Source organism: Arenibacter algicola, assembly GCF_018860365.1.
Lineage (GTDB): Bacteria > Bacteroidota > Bacteroidia > Flavobacteriales > Flavobacteriaceae > Arenibacter > Arenibacter algicola_B.
On record NZ_JAHKPO010000015.1, the window covers coordinates 19,289 to 46,022 of the forward strand.

22 protein-coding genes are annotated in these 26,734 nt (G+C 39.0%); 9 read left to right on the plus strand and 13 right to left on the minus strand.

Annotated features, from left to right (window positions below; translation table 11 throughout):
- Positions 1-88: 88 nt before the first annotated feature.
- Positions 89-1,156, plus strand: coding sequence for an outer membrane beta-barrel protein (locus KO529_RS14500; RefSeq protein ID WP_215948602.1), 1,068 nt, complete (start codon positions 89-91; stop codon positions 1,154-1,156).
- A gap of 51 nt (positions 1,157-1,207) precedes the next feature.
- Here KO529_RS14500 and KO529_RS14505 read toward each other — a convergent pair whose 3' ends face one another.
- The 3 genes from KO529_RS14505 to KO529_RS14515 all read right to left on the minus strand — a co-directional run bounded on the left by KO529_RS14505 (position 1,208) and on the right by KO529_RS14515 (position 4,180).
- The gene (locus tag KO529_RS14505) at positions 1,208-1,849 is read right to left on the minus strand and encodes a DUF1684 domain-containing protein (protein ID WP_215948603.1); all 642 of its coding nucleotides are present in this window, start codon (positions 1,847-1,849) and stop codon (positions 1,208-1,210) included.
- A 257-nt stretch (positions 1,850-2,106) separates the two neighbouring features.
- Entirely contained in the window at positions 2,107-3,519 is a 1,413-nt protein-coding gene (locus KO529_RS14510; protein ID WP_215948604.1) for an alpha/beta hydrolase, read from the minus strand.
- 208 nt (positions 3,520-3,727) lie between these two features.
- Positions 3,728-4,180 (minus strand): Lrp/AsnC family transcriptional regulator, encoded by a 453-nt coding sequence (locus KO529_RS14515; protein WP_111625259.1) that lies wholly within the window; start codon positions 4,178-4,180, stop codon positions 3,728-3,730.
- Positions 4,181-4,298: 118 nt separating this feature from the next.
- On the opposite strand from KO529_RS14515, the gene KO529_RS14520 reads away from it, so the two are divergent.
- Positions 4,299-4,691, plus strand: coding sequence for a hypothetical protein (locus KO529_RS14520; RefSeq protein ID WP_031444683.1), 393 nt, complete (start codon positions 4,299-4,301; stop codon positions 4,689-4,691).
- Positions 4,692-4,786: 95 nt separating this feature from the next.
- On the opposite strand, the gene KO529_RS14525 is transcribed toward KO529_RS14520, so the two are convergent.
- The gene (locus KO529_RS14525; protein ID WP_215948605.1) at positions 4,787-8,245 is read right to left on the minus strand and encodes a methylmalonyl-CoA mutase family protein; all 3,459 of its coding nucleotides are present in this window, start codon (positions 8,243-8,245) and stop codon (positions 4,787-4,789) included.
- 254 nt (positions 8,246-8,499) lie between these two features.
- Between KO529_RS14525 and purU the strand changes: the two genes are divergently transcribed.
- Both purU and KO529_RS14535 read left to right on the plus strand, forming a co-directional pair.
- The gene (gene purU, locus KO529_RS14530) at positions 8,500-9,351 is read left to right on the plus strand and encodes a formyltetrahydrofolate deformylase (RefSeq protein WP_215948606.1); all 852 of its coding nucleotides are present in this window, start codon (positions 8,500-8,502) and stop codon (positions 9,349-9,351) included.
- Between the two features lie 56 nt (positions 9,352-9,407).
- Complete coding sequence (locus KO529_RS14535; protein WP_215948607.1) at positions 9,408-10,109, plus strand: DUF4197 domain-containing protein; 702 nt, start codon at positions 9,408-9,410, stop codon at positions 10,107-10,109.
- Positions 10,110-10,382: 273 nt separating this feature from the next.
- Here the strand turns inward: KO529_RS14535 and KO529_RS14540 are convergent, their stop codons facing one another.
- The 3 genes from KO529_RS14540 to prfA all read right to left on the minus strand — a co-directional run bounded on the left by KO529_RS14540 (position 10,383) and on the right by prfA (position 13,453).
- On the minus strand, positions 10,383-11,162 hold the full coding sequence (locus KO529_RS14540) for an alpha/beta fold hydrolase (protein WP_215948608.1): 780 nt from the start codon (positions 11,160-11,162) through the stop codon (positions 10,383-10,385).
- Positions 11,163-11,552: 390 nt separating this feature from the next.
- The gene (gene pyrF, locus KO529_RS14545) at positions 11,553-12,371 is read right to left on the minus strand and encodes an orotidine-5'-phosphate decarboxylase (protein ID WP_215948609.1); all 819 of its coding nucleotides are present in this window, start codon (positions 12,369-12,371) and stop codon (positions 11,553-11,555) included.
- Positions 12,372-12,376: 5 nt separating this feature from the next.
- Entirely contained in the window at positions 12,377-13,453 is a 1,077-nt protein-coding gene (prfA, locus tag KO529_RS14550) for a peptide chain release factor 1 (RefSeq protein ID WP_215948610.1), read from the minus strand.
- Between the two features lie 387 nt (positions 13,454-13,840).
- Between prfA and KO529_RS14555 the strand changes: the two genes are divergently transcribed.
- The gene (locus tag KO529_RS14555; protein WP_215948611.1) at positions 13,841-14,488 is read left to right on the plus strand and encodes an ATP-binding cassette domain-containing protein; all 648 of its coding nucleotides are present in this window, start codon (positions 13,841-13,843) and stop codon (positions 14,486-14,488) included.
- A gap of 3 nt (positions 14,489-14,491) precedes the next feature.
- Here KO529_RS14555 and KO529_RS14560 read toward each other — a convergent pair whose 3' ends face one another.
- The 4 genes from KO529_RS14560 to KO529_RS14575 form a co-directional block, all read right to left on the minus strand.
- Positions 14,492-15,445 (minus strand): FAD:protein FMN transferase, encoded by a 954-nt coding sequence (locus KO529_RS14560; protein ID WP_247096217.1) that lies wholly within the window; start codon positions 15,443-15,445, stop codon positions 14,492-14,494.
- A 287-nt stretch (positions 15,446-15,732) separates the two neighbouring features.
- Positions 15,733-16,176, minus strand: coding sequence for a ubiquinol-cytochrome c reductase iron-sulfur subunit (locus KO529_RS14565; RefSeq protein WP_215948612.1), 444 nt, complete (start codon positions 16,174-16,176; stop codon positions 15,733-15,735).
- A 49-nt stretch (positions 16,177-16,225) separates the two neighbouring features.
- Positions 16,226-17,404 (minus strand): AIR synthase related protein, encoded by a 1,179-nt coding sequence (locus KO529_RS14570; RefSeq protein ID WP_215948613.1) that lies wholly within the window; start codon positions 17,402-17,404, stop codon positions 16,226-16,228.
- An 89-nt stretch (positions 17,405-17,493) separates the two neighbouring features.
- Positions 17,494-19,680 (minus strand): glutamine synthetase III family protein, encoded by a 2,187-nt coding sequence (locus KO529_RS14575; RefSeq protein ID WP_215948614.1) that lies wholly within the window; start codon positions 19,678-19,680, stop codon positions 17,494-17,496.
- A gap of 197 nt (positions 19,681-19,877) precedes the next feature.
- Here KO529_RS14575 and KO529_RS14580 point away from each other — a divergent pair, with 197 nt between their 5' ends.
- Positions 19,878-20,891 carry a glutamine synthetase beta-grasp domain-containing protein gene (locus KO529_RS14580; RefSeq protein ID WP_215948615.1) on the plus strand — a complete coding sequence of 338 codons (1,014 nt, stop codon included), beginning with the start codon at positions 19,878-19,880 and terminating at the stop codon, positions 20,889-20,891.
- 75 nt (positions 20,892-20,966) lie between these two features.
- Here KO529_RS14580 and KO529_RS14585 read toward each other — a convergent pair whose 3' ends face one another.
- Together KO529_RS14585 and KO529_RS14590 are read right to left on the minus strand one after the other, a co-directional pair.
- Entirely contained in the window at positions 20,967-22,586 is a 1,620-nt protein-coding gene (locus KO529_RS14585) for a carboxypeptidase-like regulatory domain-containing protein (protein WP_215948616.1), read from the minus strand.
- A 22-nt stretch (positions 22,587-22,608) separates the two neighbouring features.
- Entirely contained in the window at positions 22,609-23,547 is a 939-nt protein-coding gene (locus tag KO529_RS14590) for a calcium/sodium antiporter (protein ID WP_215948617.1), read from the minus strand.
- A 418-nt stretch (positions 23,548-23,965) separates the two neighbouring features.
- Here KO529_RS14590 and KO529_RS14595 point away from each other — a divergent pair, with 418 nt between their 5' ends.
- The 3 genes from KO529_RS14595 to KO529_RS14605 are packed head-to-tail and all read left to right on the plus strand — an operon-like array spanning position 23,966 to position 26,642.
- The gene (locus KO529_RS14595) at positions 23,966-24,982 is read left to right on the plus strand and encodes a DHH family phosphoesterase (protein WP_215948618.1); all 1,017 of its coding nucleotides are present in this window, start codon (positions 23,966-23,968) and stop codon (positions 24,980-24,982) included.
- Positions 24,979-25,524 (plus strand): gliding motility-associated peptidyl-prolyl isomerase GldI, encoded by a 546-nt coding sequence (gldI, locus tag KO529_RS14600; RefSeq protein WP_215948619.1) that lies wholly within the window; start codon positions 24,979-24,981, stop codon positions 25,522-25,524. The genes KO529_RS14595 and gldI overlap by 4 nt, the downstream gene beginning before the upstream one ends.
- 11 nt (positions 25,525-25,535) lie before the next feature.
- Positions 25,536-26,642, plus strand: a complete 1,107-nt coding sequence (locus tag KO529_RS14605; protein WP_215948620.1) for a peptidylprolyl isomerase — start codon at positions 25,536-25,538, stop codon at positions 26,640-26,642.
- Positions 26,643-26,734 lie beyond the last annotated feature (92 nt).

Sequence of the window (26,734 nt, forward strand, 5' to 3'; positions counted from 1 at the left end):
TGCAGAACGCTCCGTTAATAACCTTTTTTCATCACAATACTCAATAATTAGCTAACATCCTTAGACAAAGGATACAAACAATTGAATTATGAAAACGATTATTTATACAAAATACGTAAAAAATTTACTATTACTAGCATTTGCCCTTGCCTCAACAGTAACTTTCGCCCAAGAAGACGAAGAGGAAGCCAAGAAATTTAGCCTAAGCGGAAGTGTTGATGCCTACTACAGAACTAACTTAAATGGTGACAACGGTTTTGACGATACTTCTGGCCTACCTAATGCCGCTCCTGGATCTTCATTTGCCAACTTGCCTGGTTTTGCTTTAGGAATGGCCAATGTGATTGCCGCTTACGAAGGAGAAGATGTTGGGTTTGTAGCCGACCTTGTTTTTGGACCTAGAGGAACAGATGCTATTTTTGCTTCTCCTTTATATTCAGCTACCGGAAACATTGTAAACCAATTGTATGTATACTGGAATTTAAGCGAATCGGTTAAATTGACATTCGGTAACTTTAACACCTTCTTAGGTTACGAAGTAATATCCCCTGTTGCCAATTTTAACTACAGTACATCCTACTTGTTTTCTTACGGTCCTTTCTCCCACACTGGGTTGAAAGCAGACTTTGCCCTATCTGATGATTTTAGCTTAATGTTGGCGATCATGAACCCAACCGATCAAACTGAATTGAATCCTACAGAGAAATATGCTTTCGGTGCTCAATTGGGATATAGTGGTCAATTCCTAAACTTCCTTGCTGATGACGGGGCATTTGAAATTGACTTCACAGGTGGATTTGATTTATCAGAATCATTCTTTTTAGGAGTCAATGCGGCCCTTTACGATAATGATGATATTGGTTTTGCCGGTGTAGCTCTTTATCCACAATACGCTACTTCTGATAACTTTACCTTAGGATTAAGAGGTGAATATTTCACAGAAACAGGAGACTATGGCGCCATTGGAACTGGGGTTGAAGATTCCAGTGTTTTTGCAGTAACTCTTACAGGTAGCGCCACAATAGGCAATTTAATAATCAAGCCTGAGTTGCGATTGGATAGTGCATCAGATGATTCCTTTAATTTTCTAGATTCGGATTTGGCCCCACAAAAGAGCTTATCCTCATTTGTACTAGCAGCCGTTTACTCTTTCTAAAAAAATTGAGTTTATTATTTATAGCCCCGCTTAATGCGGGGCTTTTTATTTTCATTCCTTTTTAAACGCCTTCACCCCTGCTGTAATCTCAATATCGAGCCTATTCTGCTTGGGAACCAACGGACAGGAATATTTTGGATTGTAAGCACAGTATGGATTATAGGCCTTATTAAAATCCAAAAGAATTGTATCTCCTGTGGGAATGGTCAAGTCTAAATATCTTCCCCCACCATAAGTTTCCTCCCCATTGGTAAGGTCCGCAAAGGGCAAAAACAAATAATCCCTGTATTTCTCCTGTTGCATCAATTCCTGATTTTGATAAACTTCCAATTTATGGGTACGTCCTTTTAGACTAAAAGTTATAATCCCAAAAACAACCTCCTCCGTCTGTCGTTCTGTAGTGGTCGGCATCATAAAAGGTAAGGCCTCGGGGGTCCGAGTGAATTTTGCGATAATCCTATAGGTGGTATCCGGCTCATAAAAATCCAAAGTTGTAAAATCCTTTCTAAACCTATCCGGCAAGGGCGAGGTTTCAGGATCCTTGAATTCTTCATTCATTTTTTTCTGAAATTGCACAATATCCTCCATGGCCCCGGACTCCAGTTCCACCGTATTCTTTTCCTCTTGATCATGGTACCTCTTTTCCTTACAGCTCAATGACAATAAGAATAAAACCAAAAATAATTGCTTCATTTTCCTACTTTTGGCATAAAAATACAACATCCATTTTTCTGAATAAAAGAATTTTGGATAGCAACCCTACCTTAGGCCGGTTTATGAAGTAAATCCGAAACTATTAATGGAAGTTTTTTTGTAAAAAAGTTTAAATCTAAAAAATAGTTACCCTCGCCCTTGTCCGTTTCCCTGAAATCGGAACTAAATATGTGATGAGGAATGACACTAGGAATCAATAGCCTTCAACAAGCCATAATTACCCCTAGGACAGTTACTTATTCTTCAATGGTTTCGTAACGGGCATCTTTTAAGTATTTGGCCACAATGTCATTGAATTCGGGGGTTATACGTAGCAAAGCGGTATTTTCCAAACCATATAATTCAACTTTGTCCGTATATCCTTTCTTTAATAATTCTTCCAAATAAAACAGGGAGGTTCCGTAATCCTCCATTCTAGCACTATTCGATATTATTTTGAGGTAATAGCTATGGTCCAAGGGATCCGTTATCGTCTTTAGCATCCAAAGCAGACTCAGAACTTCCTGATCTACCTGACTTCCGGAATTTACTATATCTATATTATCTTCGATCAGTGCATTTACATAACCCAAAAGACGTTTTCCCATTTCTCTTTCCGCCTCTATTTTACTGTTATCGTATTTCTTCAACTCACCCATTTGATAAATCCACCAACCCAAATTATTATAATTATAGGTTGCTAAATCCTCCTCCAAATAATATACATAATCCTCCTTAATAAATGACTCCTTCAATAAAGTGTTGTTCTCATTGCGTGTCATGGTCTTAAAAAGCTTATCTTTTTTAAGTTCACGCTTTATTTTTTTAAGGGAATCCGTATCCTTCAAGACCCTATATACGGACATAACTTCATCCAATAAATTATCGGCCTGAATTAATCTGTTGGATCTAATCAAAAGATTGATTTCCTCCAAATTTTGGGCATACGTATCATTTATATAAACCTCATCATTCTCCGATTGCCCTTTAGCCATGGCTGACAAAGTGAAAATTTCCAAGGCCTTTCCAAGATATTTGGTATCTGGCCATTCATGCCCCCCGTTAAATACCAATAATTGATTGGGAAATTTTAAACGCCCCATAAGGGACTTCCCAACCAACATTTCCGGATAGGCATAATCCTCCTTTCCTACAATACCTATAAAATGAAATAAATTGTTCGTATCCAATATATCCATATTGGGATATACGGCGCCGCAGGAAATTACGCCAGCTATACCTCTTACAAAAATAGGTAGCACTGATGCAAATCTGGCACCACTATCAAAGCCGGCACTATAGGTTCTATTCTTATGAATGGGCAACAGTCCAATAATATCATTGAACATTCTTCCTGTAATCAGGATATTCTGGGAAGTGGTCAAAGAATCATTTACATTGTTTGGTGCCGCAAGAATATACCCATGCTTTTCCGCCGCCCCCTTGAACATACGTATGGCCCTTTTTCCTTGACCTTCCATATCAAAAACAAAAAGTATGGGCCAATTCCTATCCATTTCAAAGCTGGTAGGTAGAAATAGGGAATAACTTTCAGATATGGAATCCTTTACCACAATTGAATCGATTACGACACCTTTTTTCAAGGTCATCTGTTGTGAACTACCCAATAAACCGACTCCAAGAAACAGAAATAATATTATTTTTCTCATAGAATTATTGTCATCAAATATCTAGCCAAATTAATATAATATTTCGGCCATTCCGAAACGCCATAGATACTGTTAACCGTTATTACAGCTAAAAATACTTCCAGCTCTTTGCACCTAGGCGTTACAATACATTAAATTAAATAATAAAAATATAGCACCAAAGCTATCAACCTCTTTTAATTACAATTTACCTGTTATATAGCTACTATTACGCCTCTCTTTTTTTAATGGGCGCGTTGGACACTACATCGGATAGAATAATATGGGTACGCGTCTCCCCATATTGAATAAGCTTGTCTATAAATTTTTCCAAATGAAATTGATCTTTTAAGACCACCAACATTATAATATTTTCATTGCCCGTAATCCTATAACAATTAACTACTTCTTCATAAGTGTTTACAATATCCAAGAAAGGCCGTAACTTCCCCATAAAGGCACGCAGCGTAATTATAGCTTTTAATTGATAACCGGTATGTGAATGGGACACCACAGCTTTGTAACCTGAGATAACCCCGATGTCTTCCATTTTCTTCACTCTTTCGGCAACCGCAGGGGGTGTTAAGCCCACTTTTCGGCCAATATTGGCAAAAGATTCCCTGGCATTTTCCTGAAGTAATTTTAAAATCTTCCAATTAAGGACATCAATCTTTGTATTCAAAACTAAATGGATTAAAATTATTAACTTTCAATAGCTAAAATACAATTTTACTTTGTTATATAAACTCCAATTTGCTAATTTCGACGTAATTTTATATAATAGAAGTTGTTATAAAAAGATGCCTTACAAAAACTTAAGTACGATTCCGATTTATCGCAAATCCTTGGATCTTTTACAGATGAGCAGGGAAATTGCTTCGTACCTATCCTACAACAAGGATCTGCTTAAATTATATCAATCTAACAGCCATAGGGATATTATGGTAGATTCCCTATTAACTGATTCTATTTTAATTCCGCAACAAATTGAAGCAGCCGAACGCTCCGAGTGCTATGCTGCCCGAATGAGAAGTGCCACCTTTATCAATGTTATCATAAGAAATATAAGTTCTTATTGTACCGGTTTGGAAAAAGATGGGGTTAAGGAAAAGGAATACTTAAATCTTTTGAGAAGCGAAATTAAAAGTTTCAGAAGGTTGTACAAGGTGTGGAGACGATCTATTAGGAGCTAATCCTTTCTGCTTATTTCCCTGTATTTTTAATTCATAAGAATCTTATATTTTACCCATAATCGACCTTAAAACCAATTGAGTCCATATCCGCTCAGCTACATATTCCTCCTGTACTGACCCCCTACAGCAAACAACGCATCTGTAATTTGCCCCAAGGAACAGAACTTGGTAACCTCCATCAACTTTTCAAAAATATTCTCGTTTCTAACCGCTATTTCCTGTAACTCCTTTAATTGGGTATTGGCAGTCACCCCCATCATAGCATGTAAATTTTCCAAGGTACCTATTTGGGCCTGTTTTTCGGACTCTGTAGCACGTATAACTTCTACTGGCAAAATTGTTGGCGAACCTTTGGAGCTCAGAAAGGTGTTTACTCCTATAATTGGAAATTCCCCGTTGTGCTTTAACGTCTCATAGTAAAGGCTCTCCTCCTGAATTTTGGATCTCTGATACATTGTTTCCATGGCTCCCAGTACACCCCCACGTTCTGTAATACGGTCAAACTCCAATAACACGGCTTCTTCCACAAGATCTGTCAACTCTTCAATTATAAAGGAACCCTGTAAGGGGTTTTCATTTTTTGTCAAGCCCAACTCTTTGTTTATGATCAATTGAATGGCCATAGCTCTACGAACGGACTCCTCTGTTGGAGTGGTTATTGCCTCATCATAGGCATTGGTATGCAAAGAATTACAATTGTCATAGATAGCATATAGCGCCTGTAATGTAGTACGGATATCATTAAAATCTATTTCCTGGGCGTGTAAGCTTCGCCCAGAAGTTTGGATATGGTACTTTAACATCTGCGCCCGGGGATCAGCTCCATACTTAAGATGCATTGCCTTTGCCCATATGCGCCGCGCAACCCTTCCAATTACGGCATATTCCGGGTCTATCCCATTTGAAAAGAAAAAGGATAGGTTGGGACCAAATTTATTGATATCCATCCCCCTACTTAAATAATACTCCACATAGGTAAAACCGTTAGACAGCGTAAACGCCAATTGGGTAATGGGATTGGCCCCTGCCTCTGCAATGTGATACCCGGAAATGGAAACCGAATAAAAATTGCGTACTGAGTGCTGAATAAAATATTCCTGAACATCCCCCATTAGTCGGAGGGCAAATTCCGTTGAAAAAATGCAGGTATTTTGAGCCTGATCTTCTTTTAGGATATCTGCCTGCACCGTACCCCTTACCGTATTGAGAGTCTTCTTTTTAATTTCGGCATATACACTTTTGGACAAGACCTGGTCTCCCGTAATACCCAATAGCATTAAGCCTAAACCGTTATTTCCTTCCGGTAACTCTCCCCTGTATTTTGGCCTAGGGACACCTTTTGACTCGTATAATGCAGCTATTTTCCCATCTACCTCATTTTCCAGCCCATTTTTTAAAATATATTTCTCACAATTCTGATCAATAGCGGCATTCATAAAATAACCCAACAACATGGGCGCAGGACCATTGATGGTCATACTAACAGAGGTAGTGGGGCTGCATAGATCAAATCCGGAATACAATTTTTTGGCATCGTCCAAACAGCAGATGGAAACCCCTGCGTTGCCAATTTTTCCGTATATATCAGGCCTATAATCCGGATCCTGACCATACAGGGTTACCGAATCGAATGCCGTGGATAAACGCTTGGCCGGCAATCCCAAACTAACATAATGAAAACGCCTGTTTGTACGTTCAGGGCCACCTTCCCCCGCAAACATTCTTGTAGGATCTTCTTCTGTTCTCTTAAAAGGATAGAGTCCGGCTGTATAAGGAAATTCACCAGGTACATTTTCTTGGAGAATCCAACCCAAAATATCGCCCCATGCCCTGTATTTTGGAAGTGCCACTTTTGGAATATCGGTTTGGGCCAGTGATTTTGTATGAGTTTCCAATTTTAACTCTTTTCCCCTTACCTTAAAACTAAAGATTGGAGTTTTGTACTGTTGAACCTTTTTTTCCCAATTTAGGATCAGTTCCCAATTATGGGAATCCAGATCCATTTTTATCTCATCGAACTCTTTGAACAGGAGCAACAATAATTGTTTTTTATCCTCAGGTAGGGATAACTCTAAAATTGCTTCCGTATTTAACCCTTCTTTTAGGAGAAATTTATTAAAATCTACCTTGGCATCCACCCTGCAAATAGCTTGTATAGTCTTAAAAATACCGTATAACTTTTGGGCCAACTCGGCTTGATGAAGCACCTTTTTATCATAGGCCCGATTGTTGTCGGCTATTTCGGACAGATAACGTGTACGCGAAGGAGGAATTATATAAACCTTCTCTTCATCGCCATTTCCTATTTGGAATTGGGAATTTAAGGCTGTTCCGGTTTTTGAAACCAATTTATCCATTACGGACTTATACAAACGATTCATGCCCGGGTCATTAAATTGTGAGGCTATTGTCCCAAAAATAGGTAGCTCATCCTGATCAGCCTCCCAAAGTCCATGATTGCGCACATATTGCTTTTTCACATCCCTTAAAGCGTCCAGAGCCCCTCTTTTATCGAACTTATTAATAGCTACGATATCCGCAAAATCCAACATATCTATTTTTTCCAGCTGGGTGGCCGCCCCAAATTCGGGTGTCATAACATATAAGGAAACATCACTGTGTTCAATAATCTCGGTATCCGATTGGCCAATTCCCGAAGTTTCCAAAATAATCAAATGGAACCCTGCCACTTTTAGAACCTGAACTGCCTCGTCTACGTGTTTGGACAATGCCAAATTGGACTGCCTAGTAGCCAACGATCTCATATAGACCCGGGAATTGTTGATGGCGTTCATGCGTATCCGATCTCCCAACAAAGCACCCCCCGTTTTCCTTTTGGATGGATCAACAGAAATTATCCCGATGGTTTTAGCTGGGAAATCCAATAGGAATCTTCTGACCAATTCATCTACCAAACTAGATTTTCCAGCACCTCCCGTCCCCGTAATTCCAAGTACCGGCACGGTACTTTTCAATTCAGCCAAATCCGAAAAATCCTTTAGAAAATCCTCATGCCTATTTTCGGCCAAGGTAATCAGCCGCGCTATGGCATTTACATTCTTTTCTTTTAATAATTGGACCATTGACCGCCCCTCTGGAATTTCCAAAGAAGGAACGGGAAAATCACTTTGCCTAACCAAATCATTTATCATTCCCTGTAGCCCCATGGTCCTGCCATCATCCGGAGAATATATTCTGCTTATCCCATAATCCATTAATTCTTTTATCTCCGCAGGAAGAATTACCCCTCCACCACCTCCAAAAATCTTAATATGGTCCGCACCCCTATCCCGTAAAAGATCGTGCATATACTTAAAATACTCCATGTGCCCTCCCTGGTATGAAGTAATGGCAATGGCATTTACATCTTCCTGTATGGCACAATCAACCACCTCGGACACACTACGATCGTGACCCAAATGAATTACCTCCACACCGGTAGACTGAATAATACGCCTCATCATATTAATCGCCGCATCGTGACCATCAAACAAGGATGCTGCCGTAACTATACGAACTTTATTTTTAGGAATATATGGTGGCTTCTGCTTCATAACTTCAATACTAATTCCCTTTTATCGATTTAATAAAATACCCGTATTCACAATCACTGCTCCATGCGATTATTCAAGGAATTGGATTAGGGAGGCGCACTCTTTTTAATAGACAAAAAAAGGACCATTATTTGGGTGCAATTTAACGAAAACGCAAAAATTATAGCAATAAAATTAGAATTTTATAAAAATACCCCTCAACCTGAGTACTTCATTCCTAAAATCCTAATTTTGCGACCTAAAATGATTAAACTTTGAAGACAACTATCCTCATTAATTGCCCCGACCAATCCGGAATTATCAGTTCGGTAACCGGATTTATACATAGAAAAGGTGGCAATATTATTTATATTGATCAGCACGTAGATAAAGAAGCGGGTGTGTTTTTCATGAGACTGGAAAGCGATTTTGAAAAGAACATTCCAGCTGTGAAAAATTTGAAGCAAGAGTTTGAAAATGAATTGGCCCTACCCTACCAAATGGAGTGGAGTTTGTATTTGGGATCCGTAAAACCTAAAATGGCCCTTTTTGTTTCCAAATACAATCATTGTTTATACGATTTATTAAGCAGGTACAATTCAGGTGAATTGGAGGTTGATATACCCTTCATCCTAAGCAACCACAGTGATTTGGAATATGTGGCCAAACAATTCGATATTCCATTTTTTCATGTACCTGTAACAAAAAGCACAAAAAGTGAGGCCGAAAACCAGCAATTGGCACTTTTGAAAGAATATCAAATAGATTTTATAGTACTGGCTAGATATATGCAAATTGTAACCAGCAAGGTTATTGACAACTATCCCAATAAGATCATCAACATACACCATTCCTTTCTTCCGGCCTTTGCCGGTGCAAAGCCATACCATGCCGCCTTTGAGAGGGGGGTTAAAATTATAGGTGCCACCAGTCATTACGTTACCGAAGAATTGGATGCCGGTCCTATTATAGAACAGGATGTTACCACTGTGACCCATGCGCATAGCATCAAGGACTTTATAACCAAGGGAAGGGATTTGGAAAAAATTGTACTATCCAGGGCCGTAAAGCTTCACATTAGAAGGAAGACAATGGTCTACAACAACAAAACCGTAATTTTCTCGTAGCCCCAAGTACTAAATCCCTATAGCATAAGTTATAGTTGTAACTCTAAAATTTTAAAATGAAAAAAATCTTATTAGCCGTAATCCTATTTCAATTTATTGGATGTTCGGAATTACAACAGGTAGTGAATCAATTACCCCAAGGAGGTACCATTGGCAATGACGAAATTGCAAACGGATTAAAGGAAGCCCTTAATATGGGAATCGATAAACAGGTAAGTAAACTTACCGCAACCGATGGCTTTTTTGGTAACGAACTGGTAAAAATTATGCTGCCCGAGGAATTACAGAAAGTAGACAAAACCCTCAGGGACATTGGCCTGTCCAGCCTAGCCGATGAAGGCCTAAAAATACTGAATAGGGCCGCAGAGGATGCCGTTGGTGAAGCGACCCCCATATTTGTCAACGCCGTAAAGGGAATGACCTTTACCGACGCCAAAAACATTCTTTTGGGATCGGACAATGCAGCAACCATATACCTTACCAATGCTACACAAACAGAACTCTACAATAAATTTAACCCTGTGATCAAAAACTCCTTTGAAAAGGTGGGGGCAGATAAGATCTGGAACAACCTAATTACGAGATACAATAACATTCCCCTTACCAATAATGTAAATCCGGATCTTACAGATTACGTTACCCAAGAGGCCTTGAATGGGGTATTTACGATGATTGCCGTTGAAGAAAAAGAGATTAGGAACAAGGTTTCTTCAAGAACCACGGAGGTGTTGAAAAAAGTTTTTGCCCTACAGGATTAAAAATGAACAATTTATGGGCTTTTTACGCAATTAATCCTAAAAATTTACGTTACACTTAAACAAGCAGACATTACAACCTTTAATTTGCCTAGAAAAGCGATACAGTTATATCTAAAGAATTTGAGTTAGTATTTTTTGAGTTAGTTAGTTTAAAACCGGTGGGAGCACCGGTTTTTTTGTGCAGTATACTATTTACAAAGAACCCACATCCATTTGGATTTAACAACAATGTCAGATCCAATATCAACTATTCCCTTAAAGGATAAGTTTAAATTATTTTACCAAAAGATACTGTATGACCGTATCATTAAAAAACCGTGGCTGCTCCACATTTACAACATGTCCACAGTTTTGGACCACTATCAGTTCGGCACTTTTATGATCCAACACAATTTGTTTAATTGTGGGCAAGAACAAATAGTCCTCTGCCCCCATTACGTAAAGCGTAGGAATTTTTATATCTACCGTTCTAAAAAAGTGGAGCAATGGATTAATCTCCGAGGTTAACTTGAACCATCGGATAAATTCCTTTTGGTACAATTTTTTCGCCTCGCGAACAAAAAGTAATCGCGATTCCTTATGGTTCTTATTCGGCATAATTACAAAGGCAAAAAATTTGTACAGCCATAAATAAGGGACTATGGATTTTAAAATAACCCCAAGTCTCATCAATATTTGAGACCTTAGGTTTAATTTCATAATGGCCCCTCCCATAATCATGCTCTCCACCCGATGGGGGTGCTTCTCTGCTAAATTTCGGATCAAGATTGTGCCCAGGGAAATTCCAATAAAATGAGATTTTTCAATCTTTTCAAAATTGATCACCTCCAATATATCCTCAGTTATATTATCAAAAGTATACTTGTTCTTAAAGGCATCCTTTAGATGTATCTTAGAATTGCCATGCCCCCTTAGATCCAATAAAAGCACATTAAAATGCTTTTTAAATTCCCTAAGCTGCTTGTACCAAATAGTAGAGCTACCTCCTGCACCATGCACAAAAGTCACCCATTTGGTAGAGGTATCATGGCTATGTATATTATAACTTATCAATATTCATTTTTTATAAATGTAGTGTAAATTCCAATACTCTTGATAGGGCTCAAATAAATCAAAATATACTCTCCAACATTGCCACAAGGTTAAAAAATAGACAAATTACCTGATTATTAGATAAATGCACTTTCAGATAGCTCCCCTTAAACCTTGTTTCTAGTTATATTTGTAAGAAAAAAATTATATGGAAAATCAATATTGTAAAGTTGGCTCGGTATCCCCAATGATCAACAGTTCAAAAGAAATAAGCTTTTTGGAATGTCAATACCAAAGTTTCATGGACAAGGCGACCAGTAAAAAATATTCCGATTCAAAACTTGCCGAATTTTTTGAATTGAAAGCTTCAAAAATCCAAAAAATCATTCAAACCCTGACACATTAGAAAACTTAGCGTTTTTTAAGTTCCACACTCATTTCCTGTTGCAATTCTTTTGCCTTTTCGGCAGAAGCCTGCGCAAAATTTTCTTGGTCCGAGGCATAAATAATCCCCCTGGATGAGTTTACCAAAAGACCTACATTATCGCTCATCCCATATTTGCACACTTCAGCTAAGCTGCCTCCTTGCGCCCCTACTCCCGGAACAAGAAGAAAACTATTTGGAATAATATTTCTTATTTCAGTCAAAAAAGTCGCCTTGGTCGCACCAACTACATACATTAGATTTTCGGAATTTTCATAAGTTTTTGAAATCTCCAGTACCTGCTTGTACAGCTCCTTTCCGTCTACCATTTTTGTTTGAAAATCGAACGCCCCCATATTGGAAGTTAGTGCCAGTAATATGGTATGTTTATCCTTAAAAGCTAAAAATGGCTCCACGGAATCCCTTCCCATATAAGGTGCAATAGTTACAGAATCGAATCCCAAATCCTCAAAAAAGGCTTTGGCATAACGGGTGGAGGTATTACCAATATCTCCACGTTTGGCATCTGCAATTGTAAATATTTCGGGGTAGTTGCTATTTAAGTAGTTGATGGTTTTCTCCAAAGCCTGCCATCCTTTTATCCCATAAGCCTCATAAAAGGCGGTATTGGGCTTATAGGCAACACATAAATGGTGTGTGGCATCAATTATAGCCTTGTTAAAAGCAAAAATGGGATCTTCCTCTTGTAATAGATGCTTTGGAACCTTATCCAAGTCCGTATCCAACCCAATACAAAGAAAGGATTCCTTTTTTCGAATCTCTCCAACTAAAAAATCAGTGGTCATAGGAATTAAAATATCTCAGAGGCCTCCTTTAATTTCTCCGTATTCTCAACCAAACTCAATTCGTCTATGATACGTTGAATATCGCCATTAATAATGTTTTGTAGGTCGTAAAGCGTTAATCCGATCCTATGGTCTGTTACCCTCCCTTGTGGGTAATTATAGGTTCTAATTTTAGCCGAACGGTCACCACTACTTACCTGTGAATTTCTCTTGGCGGCATCTTCCTCCTGTTTTTTGGCCAATTCCATATCATACAATCGCGAGCGTAGTACCCTAAAAGCCTTTTCCTTGTTTTTGTGCTGTGATTTCTGATCCTGACACTGTGCCACCAAACCTGTTGGTATATGGGTTAGACGTACTGCCGAATAAGTAGTGTTAACGGATTGACCTCCTGGTCCGGAAGAACAGAAAAAATCTATCCGCACGTCCTTGGGATCTATCTGCACATCAAAATCCTCGGCCTCTGGAAGCACCATTACCGTAGCGGCACTGGTATGGACCCTTCCTTGGGTTTCGGTCTGTGGAACACGCTGAACCCGGTGTACCCCTGCTTCAAACTTAAGGGTACCATAAACATCCTCGCCAGTAACCTCGAACTGAATTTCCTTATATCCGCCACTTGTACCTTCACTTAGGTCGATTACATTCGTTTTCCATCCTTTGGACTCGCAATATTTGGTGTACATTCTGAAAAGATCGCCCGCAAAAATACTGGCTTCATCCCCTCCTGTACCAGCTCTAACCTCCACTACTACGTTTTTGGAATCTTCTGGATCTTTAGGAATCAGCATCAATTTAATCTCTTCCTCCAATTTGGGCAATTTTTCCTTGGCCTCCTCCAACTGCATTTTGGCCATATCCACCATTTCAGGATCACTGCCATCGGAAAGAATCTCCTCTGCCTCAGATATGTTATTGGTATACTCCAAATAAAGATCCCTCTTATCTACCAGTTGTTTTAAATCCTTATATTCCTTATTTAGTGCCACATAACGCTTTTGATCAGCGATAATACCAGGCTGAATTATAAGGTCCGAAACCTCATCAAAACGTTGCTTTACTATGTTTAATTTATCTATCATATACAATCTACACTTGGACTGCGAATTTACGATAATTTTGTACATTTAAGCATATCCTATTCAATAGATGAATTCAATTTTCAATTTTAGAACCTTTCAATTGAGTTTCCACTTTGCCAAGCCTTACCTTTGGATATCCTTTCTTATTACCGTTTTTATGCTATTTAGCGGGAGTGTTATTTTTAAGATATCCCACCTAAACACCATGATCCTGAGTTCCAAGATATTGTTCTACCTAGGGGTCTTCCTGACGTATTTTGACATTGGATTGCGAAAGCGTTTAACGTTTTATCAAAATTTCGGCCTGTCCAAAACAGTCCTTATCCTAATTTCATTTCTCTTAGACACCTTCATAACCCTATTATTCATTAAACTCGTCCGTTTATTTTGACCTTGGAAATAGACAGCGTTGATTTGGAGTTTGATGGAAAAAAGGTTCTGTACGGCATTTACATAAAGTCGGAACGCGGAAAAGTTACCGGAATCCTCGGAAGAAATGGCAGTGGAAAAACTTCCTTGTTGAGAATATTATTTGGGGATCTACAGCCTAAATACAAGAACATCCGTACTAATGGAAAGTGCCTGCCCAGACCTTTGTACCGAACAGAAAAAATAGGTTACCTACCCCAATATTCACTTTTGCCAAAGCATTTAAATATTAACCGTGCATTTAAGCTATTCAATGTTTCATGGGAGCAGTTCCTTAACCTTTTCCAGAGTTTTAAGATATATAACAAGAAAAGGATAAAAGACTTATCCAGTGGGGAAATTAGGGTTATTGAAGCTTACTTAGTTCTCATGTCCAATAAGGAAATTATACTTTTGGACGAACCCTTTTCATTCATTGCACCAATATATGTGGAGAAATTCAAGGCCCTTATCCGCCAGGCAAAGAAAAGGAGTATTATAATCCTGACCGATCATTTTTACAATGATATTTTAGCTGTCAGCGATACGGTCTATCTTCTTAAAAATGGTTGTTCAAAAAAAATAGAAGACAAGGCAGAACTTAAGAGAGAAGGCTATATTAATTAAGGCTCAATTGAATAAGATACCGCTGCTTTTGTGCATTTTATTATTACTGTCCACAATAATGGCCTCGGTCCCCTTTAATTGGTTTATCAGTGCCATTCCCGAATCAACTCCAAGTACAAAAATAGCCGTGGCCAACGCATCTGACCATTCGGCGGTTTTGGAAAAGACCGATACACTATTTATTCCTGAAATAGGGTTTCCGGTCCGGGGATCAAGTATATGGGAATATTTCTTACCGTCAAATGTGATAAATTTATCATAACTCTCGGAAGTAGCTACAGAAGATTCCAGAACGGGCAGCCACGAAAATATCTTGTCCTTGCTCAGCGGATTTGCAATGCCGATCAACCACTTTTCCCCGGTAGCCTTGGTACCCCATGTAGTTAGATCACCGGAGGCATTGATAACCCCTGCGCTAACCTGCTTCCCCACCAAAAGTTCTTTGGCCTTATCGGCCGCATAACCCTTTGCTATACCGCCTAGACCGATCTTCATCCCTTTGAATTGCAGGAATACCGTACGATCTTCCTCGTTCAGGATAATTTTTTTATACCCCACCTTGCTTACGGATTGTTTAATTTCCTCCTTGCTAGGCTTATATTTCATGGAACCATCAAACTTCCAGATCTTGTCCAACCCGGCAAATGTAATATCAAATGCACCATTGGTTATTTCAGAAATCTGGTTTGCCCTTTCAATTAGCTTAAACAGCTCTACACTTACCTTAACAGGCTTTATTCCGGCATTTTTATTGATTTTTGAAGTTTCCGATTCCTCGTCCCATGAAGATATCAGTTTTTCTATTCTTTTAATTTCAGAAACAGCCTCTTCAATATTTATATAGCCTATTTCCTCATTATCGGCTACTACGGTAATATCAAATTTATCGCCCATTAAGTTCACCGATCGCTGAACGGTAACATACTTAAGCTCCTGGGCATGGCCTATTAGGACCATACAACATATTAAAAAAGAAAATAAAACCCTCACCCTAGAACAAGATTAAACATTGAACATTTTTTCTTATTGCCTAGAATAATTGTATTGTAATTGCAGGGCCCGGATATACTTAATGTAAACCCAAAAACATTAACCGCAAGGGCACTACCTGACTTGAGAATTGTGTGCGACTTCCTACTGCAAAAAGACAGCAAAGAAAATGGCCATAAGACATAAAACAAGAGTCCGAACAATGATTTTAAGGAAAATCCCATGTAAGCAAGTAGGTTAAAAATCAGTTTTGATTATTCAAAAACACGCAGGATCTGCCCGTCTAACTCCGTTTTAAATATTTTAAGGGGCTTTGATGGATCATTGCCAATTTGATTTAAAGGGGTACCGGTCTGACTAAAGGTAGAACCATGCGTGGAACACTTGAAATAGCCACCATTATCCGTTTTAAAACTTATCCCATCGGTCTGTTGATGACTACAGATTTGGCTTGCTGCCACAAAATCACCTTCCAAGTTTTTTACAACGACCACATAATTCTTTATTATAAAATCGCCATTGTTTTGCAATTTGGCACCTTCTGCCGAACTTAAATCAATGGTAAAATCGACCCCCGTTGGCACGGGTTTAGGATCTATAACTTCATCACTATCTGATGAACAACCATGTAAGCAGGGAAAAGCAAGGGCAAATGCCGCTCCGGTACCTAAAGTCCTTAAAAACTGCTTTCTTTCCATAACGTAATTTCTTTATAAAACAACGTAGGAAAAAGGGTATTCGTATACCTTAATACACAAAGGTGCCGTACTCGCTTTTAATTGTGAGCTTTTTAACAGAATTCTCTTCCACCCTACCTACAATTTGGGCTGAAACCCCAAAGCCTTCCGAAATGGCAATAAGGTCTTCCGCAATAGCAGGATTTACATACAATTCCAACCTATGTCCACAATTAAAAACTTGGTACATTTCCTTCCAGTCGGTCCCCGATTGTTCTTGAATTAATTGGAACAACGGAGGAACGGGAAATAGGTTGTCCTTAACAATATGGAGGTTATCTATAAAATGAAGAATTTTGGTCTGTGCACCCCCACTACAGTGTACCATTCCATGAATATCTTTAGCACTGTATTTACCTAGAATTTTTTTTACAATGGGGGCATAGGTACGGGTTGGGGATAAAACCAATTTCCCCGCATCCAAAGGAGCATTGGGGACCTTATCGGTCAACTTCACCTTACCTGAATACACCAAATCTTCCGGCACTGCCGCATCATAACTTTCAGGATACTTTTCTGCCAAGTATTTGGCAAAAACATCATGTCTGGCAGAGGTAAGCCCATTGCTTCCCATACCTCCGTTATATTCCTTTTCATAGCTGGCCTGTCCTGAAGAAGATAAGCCAACAATTACATCTCCAGCTTCTATTTTGGCATTATTGATTACCTCACTCCTTTTCAATCTGGCCGTTACGGTTGAATCAACGATAATGGTGCGCACCAAATCCCCAACATCTGCCGTTTCCCCTCCCGTTGATCTTATCGTAATCCCGTGTTTTTCCAAATCCTCTATCAACTCTTCCGTACCATTGATTATGGCTGATATGACCTCTCCAGGAATTAAATTCTTATTTCTTCCTATGGTAGAGGACAACATAATATTGTCCGTAGCCCCAACGCAAATAAGATCGTCCACATTCATGATCAGGGCATCTTGTGCTATTCCCTTCCACACGGAAATATCACCTGTCTCCTTCCAATACATGTAGGCCAATGAGGATTTAGTTCCGGCACCATCGGCGTGCATCACCAAACAGTACTCATCATCATTGGTCAGGTAATCGGGTACAATTTTGCAAAAAGCCTTGGGAAACAAGCCCTTATCTATGTTTTTTATGGCATTGTGCACGTCTTCCTTGGAAGCAGAAACCCCTCTTTGATCGTATCTTTTGCTATTGGATGAGCTCATGAATAAAAGTTTGCGACAAAAATAGGAGAATCCACAAAAAAAGCCCACTAATTGTGGGCTTTTAATACAATAATTTCTAAATGACCAATTTATTTAATGAACAATAGTTCCCTATATTTGGTTAGAGGCCAATATTCGTCGCCTACCAATTGCTCCAGTTTATCGCAATGGTACCTTATTTCATCAAAATAAGGCCTCACATTATCGCAATAAGCAATGGCCTTTTTATTGATGTCGGTCATATTATTGGCTATCTTTCTTTCGTCTACCATAGCATCGGTCTTAATTTTGATGGCACGAATATGCTCGGAAATTCGCTCAACAACATCCAACTGACTTTCTGACATTTTTTTGTGGGCGGCACCATAAATTTCTTTTAGACCTATCACATTTTTTATCAATTTATTCTGATATTCCACTGCAGCAGGAATAATATATGCATAAGCCAACTCATTAAAGACCCTACCTTCTATTTGAATATGCAGGATATACTCTTCCAATTCCACCTCTTGTCTAACCCTAACCTCAATTTCGCTCATGACATTCATGGACTTGAACAGCGCCAAACTTTCTTTTGAGGTAAGTATCTGCAGGGCCTTGGGGGTATTTTTGTTATTGCTCAAGCCTCGGGATTTGGCCTCATTTTCCCATGCTTCACTGTAACCATCGCCCTCGAACCTAATTCTTTTGGAAGTTTTTATATATTCCCTAAGGACATTAAAGATAGCCTCATCCTTTTTAAGACCTTTTTTATCCACCAGTTGATCTACCTCCTTTTTAAAAGCCATAAGTTGCTTGGCAACAATGGTATTTAATATCGTCATAGGTTTGGCACAATTGGATTTGGAGCCTACGCCCCTCATCTCGAACTTGTTTCCTGTAAATGCAAAAGGGGAGGTACGATTGCGATCGGTATTGTCCAGAAGAATTTCTGGAATCTTACCTACCACGTTCAACTTTAATTCCGTCTTTTCCTCAGGCGACAACTTCCCTTTGGTCACTCCTTCCAATTCATTTAAGACCTCATTCAGCTGTTCCCCTATAAAAATGGACAAGATAGCTGGAGGTGCCTCATTGGCCCCCAATCTATGGTCGTTTCCTGCAGAAGCAATGGAAGAACGCAATAATTCCTCATAATTATCCACCGCCTTTATAGTGTTCACGAAAAAAGTTAAAAACTGGAGATTTTTCATGGGAGTAGAACCAGGACTAAGCAGATTAACACCGGTATCCGTGGACAAAGACCAATTGTTGTGCTTACCAGACCCATTTATACCCCTAAAAGGCTTTTCATGAAAGAGTACTTTAAAAAAATGCTTATCAGCAATCTTTTCCATGACATCCATGAGCAATAGATTGTGATCTACGGCCAGATTGGTTTCTTCAAAGATAGGAGCCAACTCAAATTGATTGGGAGCTACTTCATTATGTCTGGTTTTTACGGGAATCCCCAGTTTAGTACATTCCCTTTCCAAATCTTTCATGAAATTCAATACGCGATTTGGAATAACTCCAAAGTAGTGATCGTCCAACTGTTGGCCTTTTGCCGCGGAATGGCCTACTAACGTACGGCCTGCCAAACTAATATCTGGTCGGGAAAAAGCCAATGACTTGTCTATTAAGAAATACTCCTGTTCCCAGCCTAAGGTGGCGTATACTTTGGTTACATTTTTATCAAAGAATTTAGCTACTGCAGTCGCGGCTTCATCCATGGCATTCAATGCCCTTAAAAGTGGAGCCTTATTGTCCAAGGCCTCCCCGGTATAGGCTACAAAAACGGTTGGTATACATAGGGTGGTGCCATAAAGAAATGCCGGAGACGTTGGATCCCAGGCCGTGTAGCCCCTGGCCTCAAAAGTATTACGTATCCCCCCGTTTGGAAAACTGGAGGCGTCCGACTCTTGCTGCACCAACTGGCCACCACCGAACTTTTCCATCACTCTTCCTTCTGGCGAAAAATCAAAAAAAGCATCATGTTTCTCGGCTGTGGTTCCTGTAAGCGGTTGAAACCAATGGGTGTAATGTGTTGCACCCATGGATATTGCCCAGGTCTTCATCCCTTCCGCTACTTGATCGGCAACTTTTCTGTCTATTTTAGCACCGGACACGACGGCTGCCTTTACCCTGTCATAAGCATCCTTGGTCAAGTATTGTAACATACGTTCCTCATTGAACACATTCATCCCAAAATATTCCGAACGTCTGCCGGTTTCCTCCACATCTATTTCAGTTCTGGCATGACTGCTTGCTATGGCCTTAAATCTTTGATTTGACATAAATACATTTTTTGACAAAAATAACAATTCATTAAAATAATCTACATAAAATACATATTTAATAATATACCCCCAAAAAAATAGGGGTCTCCGAAAAAATATCAACATTATAATCATTTAACCCACTAAAAAATGGCATATGTGTTGAAAATTATTATTTTTGTCTGCGTTAATAATAAAAATCAACAATACATATTATGAGCAAGTCTAAATTAGAATACATTTGGTTGGATGGGTACGAGCCCACACAAAACATGAGGAGTAAAACTAAGGTTGAGGAAAATTTCAGCGGTAAACTGGAAGATTGCCCAATATGGTCCTTTGATGGAAGTTCAACCCGACAGGCTGAAGGAGGATCTTCTGACTGTGTGTTAAAGCCAGTAGCCATTTATCCTGATCCACATCGCATCAACGGCTATTTAGTAATGACAGAAGTTATGAATGCCGATGGTACTCCCCACGTATCCAATGGTAGAGCCACAATCGAAGATGAAGACAATGATTTCTGGTTTGGATTTGAGCAAGAATATTTCATAATGGATACAAGAACAGAACTTCCTTTAGGTTTTCCTAGAGGCGGGTATCCAAAACCACAAGGTATGTACTACTGTTCTGTTGGTGGTCTAAATACTCATGGGCGTGACTTGGTAGAAGAGCATGCAGATGCCTGTATCGCTGCCGGTTTAAACTTTGAAGGAATTAACCAAGAAGTTGCCTGTGGACAGTGGGAATTTCAATTATTCGCCAAAGGTGCCAAAAAAGCAGGTGATGAAATTTGGGTTGCAAGATATCTATTGGATAGATTAACCGAAAAACATGGTTACTATATAGAATACCACCCGAAACCTCTAGGTGATACCGATTGGAACGGTTCTGGTATGCACGCCAACTTCTCCAACACTACTTTGAGAACTTGTGGTTCAAAGGAAGTCTACGAAAAAATATGTGAAGCCTTCCGTCCAGTTGTAAAAGAGCACATTGCCGTTTACGGTGAGTTCAACGATCAACGTTTGACAGGAAAACACGAAACTGCTTCTATTAATGACTTTAGCTATGGTATTTCCGATAGAGGTGCCTCTATTAGAATCCCTATCATTACAGTACAAAAAGGCTGGAAAGGTTGGTTGGAAGATAGAAGACCAGCTTCCAATGGTGATCCATACAAAATAGCAGGAAGAATTGTTAAAACGGTTAAATCCGTTAAAATATAAAGAGTAAAAAAATAATTGTTGATTATTTTTACCGACCGTTCCTTTTGAGAAAGAGGGGCGGTTTTTTTATTTAAATTATTTTATGATGGCACCTTCGTTACGCAGCGGAGTGTTCATCCAAAAATCACTATAATTATCAGGTTTAATAATGGGTTGGTCCTGAAATATAGGCCAATTTTTGTCCATATAAAGATGCTTGTCAGGATATTTCACTACCGGTTTGTGTTGCTGAACAAAAAATTCCCTGAATTGCATTAAGGAATACGTCTCGGAGTAATCCAACTTGTTCCCATCCATATCTATAATGTTATCCATGACTATCCGAAAATCATCTTTGGCTATTTCTCCTGGTTCTTTGTAAAAAACCTCCAAGGCCTGATCTCCAAGGTTCATCTTGGGATACAACTGTACGGTTGCACTATCCGCAAGAACAACCTTCTCGATATCTATACCCTTACCCTTATAACTAATATTGTAATTTTTGTCCTTAAGCACCTTGAAATGCAAGGGCACCCTGTTGAATGCAATTTCAAATCGCTGGTTTTCAAAGTCTATAAGCACGTTCTTGGCGGTAAAAAGCGGTGGTACTTTTACCTCAAATTTATTACTAAAGGAAATGTAACTGGGAAACATTTTGTCATCCTGTTTCTTGTACTCCACTACAGTTCGGTAGAGCAATCTATCCTCTATTTTTTTACTGGTCTTCCTTATTTTTCTTGTCCCCAATAAAGCGTCATAGGTGGCGTATTCCAATTTAACGATTTCAAAGTTATCCTTTGAAATATAAATCTTGCCCCGGACCATAAACTTCCAATTGTGCTTATATATGTCTATAACATACAATGCTTTACCGTCCAAATAAGTATCATCTTCCAGAGAAAAATCATGGTTCTTTAAAAAATCGGTATCCAAATGATCAACAAAGGTATAAGAAAAGGTGTTATAATTCCTAATGGCATCCATGATACGTAAAATTACAAACTCATTGCCCCCGTAACTTTTTAAAAAAGCTTTAGGGATAGTTTTGGTCTTGTATTCGCCATAGTCATATAGCCTTTCACTTAAAGAATCAATTGGAAAGTTCATGTTTCTGGAGTACTCATAAATCCTTGTATTGGAATCCTCATAATCAGAAGTCCCGAAACCCTTATCAAAAACCTCAACAATCGCCTCATTCAAATTGGTATAACCTCCTGATTTCCATTGGTAATCCCTGTAGTAGCCAACGTAGGACTGGGGATTAAAGGGGTAATTCAATGGAATATTCTTGATAGCCTGGCCAATAATCTCCTCTGCAGAAATAGGCTTTTCATTATTTCCAGCATTTCTTCCTTTTCCTCTTTTTTTGGAAGCCTTTAATGTTACCTCATCCAATTGGATAAGCATGGGATTTAAATACAACCTATTGAGCTTATCCTTAATTAAATCGCCAATTATAATTTCTCTGGAATCATAACCCATAGAGGTAATCTCCAAAGTGTCATTAAGGTCCCTAAATTTAAGAGGAATCCTAAAACTGCCGTCATTGTTGGAAATTACCCCCACCGCCCTATTCTTGACCCTAATACTGGCAAAAGATATAGGCTCTATGGTTTCGGCATCGAGGAGCATTCCACTTACAAATTCGCTTTCTTGGCCATGACCAACCGTACAAAAGAAAATTAAGAAAGCTATAATGTTCAATCTTATCCCCATACGCCAAATATGCTATCGTATTTTAGGTTATAGTTAAATATACAAATACAACGTACACAGCCAAAAGGATTACTCCGTCCTTCCACCCTAACCTAAGTCCTTTGGGCAAAAACACTAGGGGAAGGATTAAAAAGGATGTACCCAACATCCAAAAAATATCGTTGGTCAGCAAGCCTTGATCCGATACTTTAATGGGCGTTATCATTGACGTAATACCCAAAACAGCCAATAGATTAAAAATATTGGACCCTATAAGATTTCCTAAAGAAATGGCCTTTTCCTTCTTTAACACTGCGATTACAGAGGCAGCCAATTCTGGAATACTGGTCCCGATAGATACTACGGTTACCGCAATTACCCGCTCACTAACACCATAAAAAGTAGCGAGCCCTACGGCACCCTTAATCAATAGTTCAGAACCTCCCCAAAGAGCAAGTCCGCCCAAGCCCAAAAACAGCACCGTTTTATATAATGGCAACGGAACATCATCCTCAGGCAATTCATCTACAACCGCAGTTTTCTGAAAGCGCAAGAGATATACCAAGAAAATAAAGAGCACAATCACCATTACAAAACCCTCATATCTTTGTAACTCTCCATCAAAATAAATAAAACCAAAAAACAATAGGGATGCCAGCATCATAACCGGCCAATCCGTAGTATAAAAACTCTTTCTAACCTCTATACTTCCCAGAATAACGGTTATCGCCAGTACCAGACCCAGATTGGCAATATTGGAGCCTACAACATTACCCAGCGCCAAATCCGGAAAGCCCTCCAAAGCAGCATTTATGCTAACGATCAGCTCGGGCGCAGAGGTCGCAAAGGAAACCACTGTCATACCTATAACAATCTTTGGTATATTAAGTTTTAATGACAAGGCCACTGCCGCCTTTAAAAGCCAATTTCCTCCCGCAATCAACAATACCAGTCCTAAAACAATAAAAAGTATATCCAGCATCAAAAAGTTTTCCTACAAATATAACCAAGAATCCGACTTTTTTCAGCAACATAACTGCCTTTCAAAAAAAATCAAGAAATACAGCTTAACTTCCTAAAAACATCTCCGACAATAATGGAAATCCATTAAAAAAGTTCAATTTCAAATCACCTTTGGCAATTTGATAAGAATAAAAACGAGAAACCATTGACACTTAATCGCAAATTGTCTCCTGATGAGAATTTTCGGAAAGCCTGTTTTACAGGGCGACCCATACAACTCTTGACTACGCCCAATAAGCATAAAGCTCCCTATTTAGCAGCCACTACACGCCTAACAAAGCACCTTTCTTTTTATGCGGGACACCTAGGTTTACGCGCAATTTAAAAATAGATTTTTCAAACAATGCCATATATTATTAAATTGTATCTTTGCGCGCATGAATTTAGAGATTATAAAGGCAATAAAAGGGTTATTGGAGAAGCCCCAGAAAATTGTAATTATACCGCACAAAAATCCGGACGGAGATGCTATTGGTTCCACTTTAGGGCTTTGGCACTACCTGAAGGGCAAAGGTCAGGATGCTACCATCATTGTTCCCAATGATTTTCCCAAATTCTTAAAATGGATGCCGGGAAACGAGCAAATAGTCAATTTTGAAAGAGACTCCTCAACCGCTAAATCCCTTATAAACAGTGCTAGCGTAATATTTACTTTAGATTTCAACCACTTGGGAAGGATTGGGCAACTACAACCTTTATTAGAAAGTTCTACGGCCACATTTGTGATGATAGATCATCATCAGGAACCAGATAATTACGCCAAAATTACGTACTCCGATGTTAGCATGAGTTCTACATGTGAAATGGTTTACAATGTAATTGAAGGACTAAACGAAGTGGAAAGCATCACCCCCGACCTTGCAATTTCATTATACACCGGTATCATGACCGATACCGGATCTTTTAAATATTCTTCCACCACCAGTAGGACTCATACGGTTGTTGCCAAATTAATAGAGAAAGGAGCCAAAAATACGGAAGCACACAACAAGGTTTACGACACCAACACCCCTAGTAGATTGCATCTTTTAGGTTGCGCTTTAAAAAACATGGTCATCCTAGAGGAATTTTATACCGCATTTATCACCTTATCTCAGGACGAATTGGACACCTACGATTACAAAAAGGGAGATACGGAAGGCTTTGTTAATTACGGTTTAACCTTGGAAGGAATTGTTTTTGCGGTTATTTTCATTGAAAATCGGGAGGAAGGAATTATCAAGATCTCTTTTAGATCTGAAGGTGATTTTTCTGTAAATGAATTCGCTAGAGCCCATTTTAATGGAGGCGGACACACGAATGCGGCAGGTGGACGAAGCGATGTTTCCATGGAAGAAACAATAAGCCAATTTAAGTCCCTACTACCCCAATATAAAGATGATTTAAACGCATGAAACACCTAATATTTCTTTTGCTTATTATCGCCTTTTATAGCTGTAATGGACCTGAACCACGTAAGCCGGTCAAAGTTAAAACCGGAAGTATTTTACAAAAATCGGTGGAACGGAATAAGGACCTATTGGCAAAGGAAGAAAAACAAATCATGGAAATCATTAAAAATGACTCCTTGAACACCTATTTCTCCAGTGGCATCGGTTCTTGGTACCATTATATTGACAAGAACGACCAGACCGATTATTACCCCAAAACAGATGACCTGGTTACACTGCAATACAATGTTATGACTTTTAACAATGACACCATATACTCCAAAGAGAATATTGGAACCATAACTTATAAAGTAGATAAGCAAGACCTTTTTCCAGGCTTGAGAAATAGTATAAAACTTTTAAAGGAGAAGGAAAGTGCAACGTTTTTATTTCCTTCCTCCCTATCCTACGGTTATCACGGGGACAATAACAAAATTGGGGTAAATGTCCCCATTAAATCCACCATTACCATTTTAAATATAGATAAACAAAAAGAAAACAATTAAAACTAATTACAATGAAGAAAATTTATTTATTATTGGCAGTAGTATCCATAGCATTTTCCAGCTGCAAGTCCAGTAAGCATGCTGATTTGGGAGATGGTATTTTTGCGGATATTACCACTACCAAAGGTGAAATCCTCCTTAAATTGGAGTACCAAAAGACTCCTTTGACCGTTGCCAATTTTATATCCCTGGCCGAAGGAAACAATCCTTTTGTTACCGACAGTCTAAAGGGCAAAAAATATTATGATGGTATTATCTTTCATAGAATTATAAAGGACTTTATGATTCAAGGTGGAGATCCAACCGGAACGGGTATGGGAAATCCTGGATATAAATTTAAGGATGAATTTAACGATTCCCTTACACACAATAAGGCAGGTATCCTATCCATGGCCAATTCCGGACCTACCACGAACGGAAGTCAGTTTTTCATTACCCACAAGGAAACTCCCTTTTTAAACGGCAGACATACTGTTTTTGGTGAAGTTGTTAAAGGAATGGACGTTGTTGATTCCATTGCCAATGTTAAAACGGCTGAAGGCGACAGACCGGTTACGGATGTGGTTATGAACACCGTTGAAATTATTAGAAACGGTAAAGAAGCCAAAAAATTTGATGCCGTAAAAGTAATGAGCGCTTACTTTGCCGAGGCAGAGGAAAAAGCCAAGGCAATGGAAAAAATGAAAACCGATTTCGTTGCCCAAATTACAGCAGAGGAAGGTAAAGCAGAAGAACTACCATCCGGGCTTAAAATACTTACCCTAACTGAAGGCAATGGAGAAAAACCCAAAGTGGGGCAAAAGGTTAACGTACTGTATGCCGGATATCTATCGGACGGATCACTTTTTGACAGTAACTACGAAGAGATCGCTAAAAAATATGGAGTTTATCAGGAGGCCAGAAAACAAGGTCGCGGTTACGAAGCCATTCCAATGGACTACAGCCCGGAAGCCAGGATAATTCCAGGGTTTAAGGAAGGCCTTATGCAGATGAAGGTAGGCGACAAGGTTCGTCTGTTTATTCCATCCCATTTAGGTTATGGTGAGGCTGGATATGGTCCTATTCCGCCAGATGCCAAATTAATTTTTGATTTGGAAATTACTGGAATAGCCCAATAATTATATTCCAAAAGATATAAAATCCTTGTTGGCCTCTTTATTAGGGATCAACAAGGGTTTTTTTTATTACTTATTTAAATATAGCGGTACAT

Bases quoted from the DNA above. Each gene is read 5' to 3' on its own strand.
- KO529_RS14570 (WP_215948613.1), bottom strand. From the start codon at position 17,404: ATGAGCTCATCCAATAGCAAAAGATACGATCAAAGAGGGGTTTCTGCT.
- KO529_RS14585 (WP_215948616.1), bottom strand. From the start codon at position 22,586: ATGGGGATAAGATTGAACATTATAGCTTTCTTAATTTTCTTTTGTACG.
- KO529_RS14595 (WP_215948618.1), top strand. From the start codon at position 23,966: ATGAATTTAGAGATTATAAAGGCAATAAAAGGGTTATTGGAGAAGCCC.
- KO529_RS14535 (WP_215948607.1), top strand. From the start codon at position 9,408: ATGAAAAAAATCTTATTAGCCGTAATCCTATTTCAATTTATTGGATGT.
- prfA (WP_215948610.1), bottom strand. From the start codon at position 13,453: ATGATAGATAAATTAAACATAGTAAAGCAACGTTTTGATGAGGTTTCG.
- gldI (WP_215948619.1), top strand. From the start codon at position 24,979: ATGAAACACCTAATATTTCTTTTGCTTATTATCGCCTTTTATAGCTGT.
- KO529_RS14575 (WP_215948614.1), bottom strand. From the start codon at position 19,680: ATGTCAAATCAAAGATTTAAGGCCATAGCAAGCAGTCATGCCAGAACT.
- KO529_RS14590 (WP_215948617.1), bottom strand. From the start codon at position 23,547: ATGCTGGATATACTTTTTATTGTTTTAGGACTGGTATTGTTGATTGCG.
- KO529_RS14525 (WP_215948605.1), bottom strand. From the start codon at position 8,245: ATGAAGCAGAAGCCACCATATATTCCTAAAAATAAAGTTCGTATAGTT.
- KO529_RS14560 (WP_247096217.1), bottom strand. From the start codon at position 15,445: ATGGTCCTAATAGGCCATGCCCAGGAGCTTAAGTATGTTACCGTTCAG.
- KO529_RS14505 (WP_215948603.1), bottom strand. From the start codon at position 1,849: ATGAAGCAATTATTTTTGGTTTTATTCTTATTGTCATTGAGCTGTAAG.
- KO529_RS14500 (WP_215948602.1), top strand. From the start codon at position 89: ATGAAAACGATTATTTATACAAAATACGTAAAAAATTTACTATTACTA.
- KO529_RS14510 (WP_215948604.1), bottom strand. From the start codon at position 3,519: ATGAGAAAAATAATATTATTTCTGTTTCTTGGAGTCGGTTTATTGGGT.
- KO529_RS14605 (WP_215948620.1), top strand. From the start codon at position 25,536: ATGAAGAAAATTTATTTATTATTGGCAGTAGTATCCATAGCATTTTCC.
- KO529_RS14565 (WP_215948612.1), bottom strand. From the start codon at position 16,176: ATGGAAAGAAAGCAGTTTTTAAGGACTTTAGGTACCGGAGCGGCATTT.
- KO529_RS14520 (WP_031444683.1), top strand. From the start codon at position 4,299: ATGCCTTACAAAAACTTAAGTACGATTCCGATTTATCGCAAATCCTTG.
- KO529_RS14580 (WP_215948615.1), top strand. From the start codon at position 19,878: ATGAGCAAGTCTAAATTAGAATACATTTGGTTGGATGGGTACGAGCCC.
- pyrF (WP_215948609.1), bottom strand. From the start codon at position 12,371: ATGACCACTGATTTTTTAGTTGGAGAGATTCGAAAAAAGGAATCCTTT.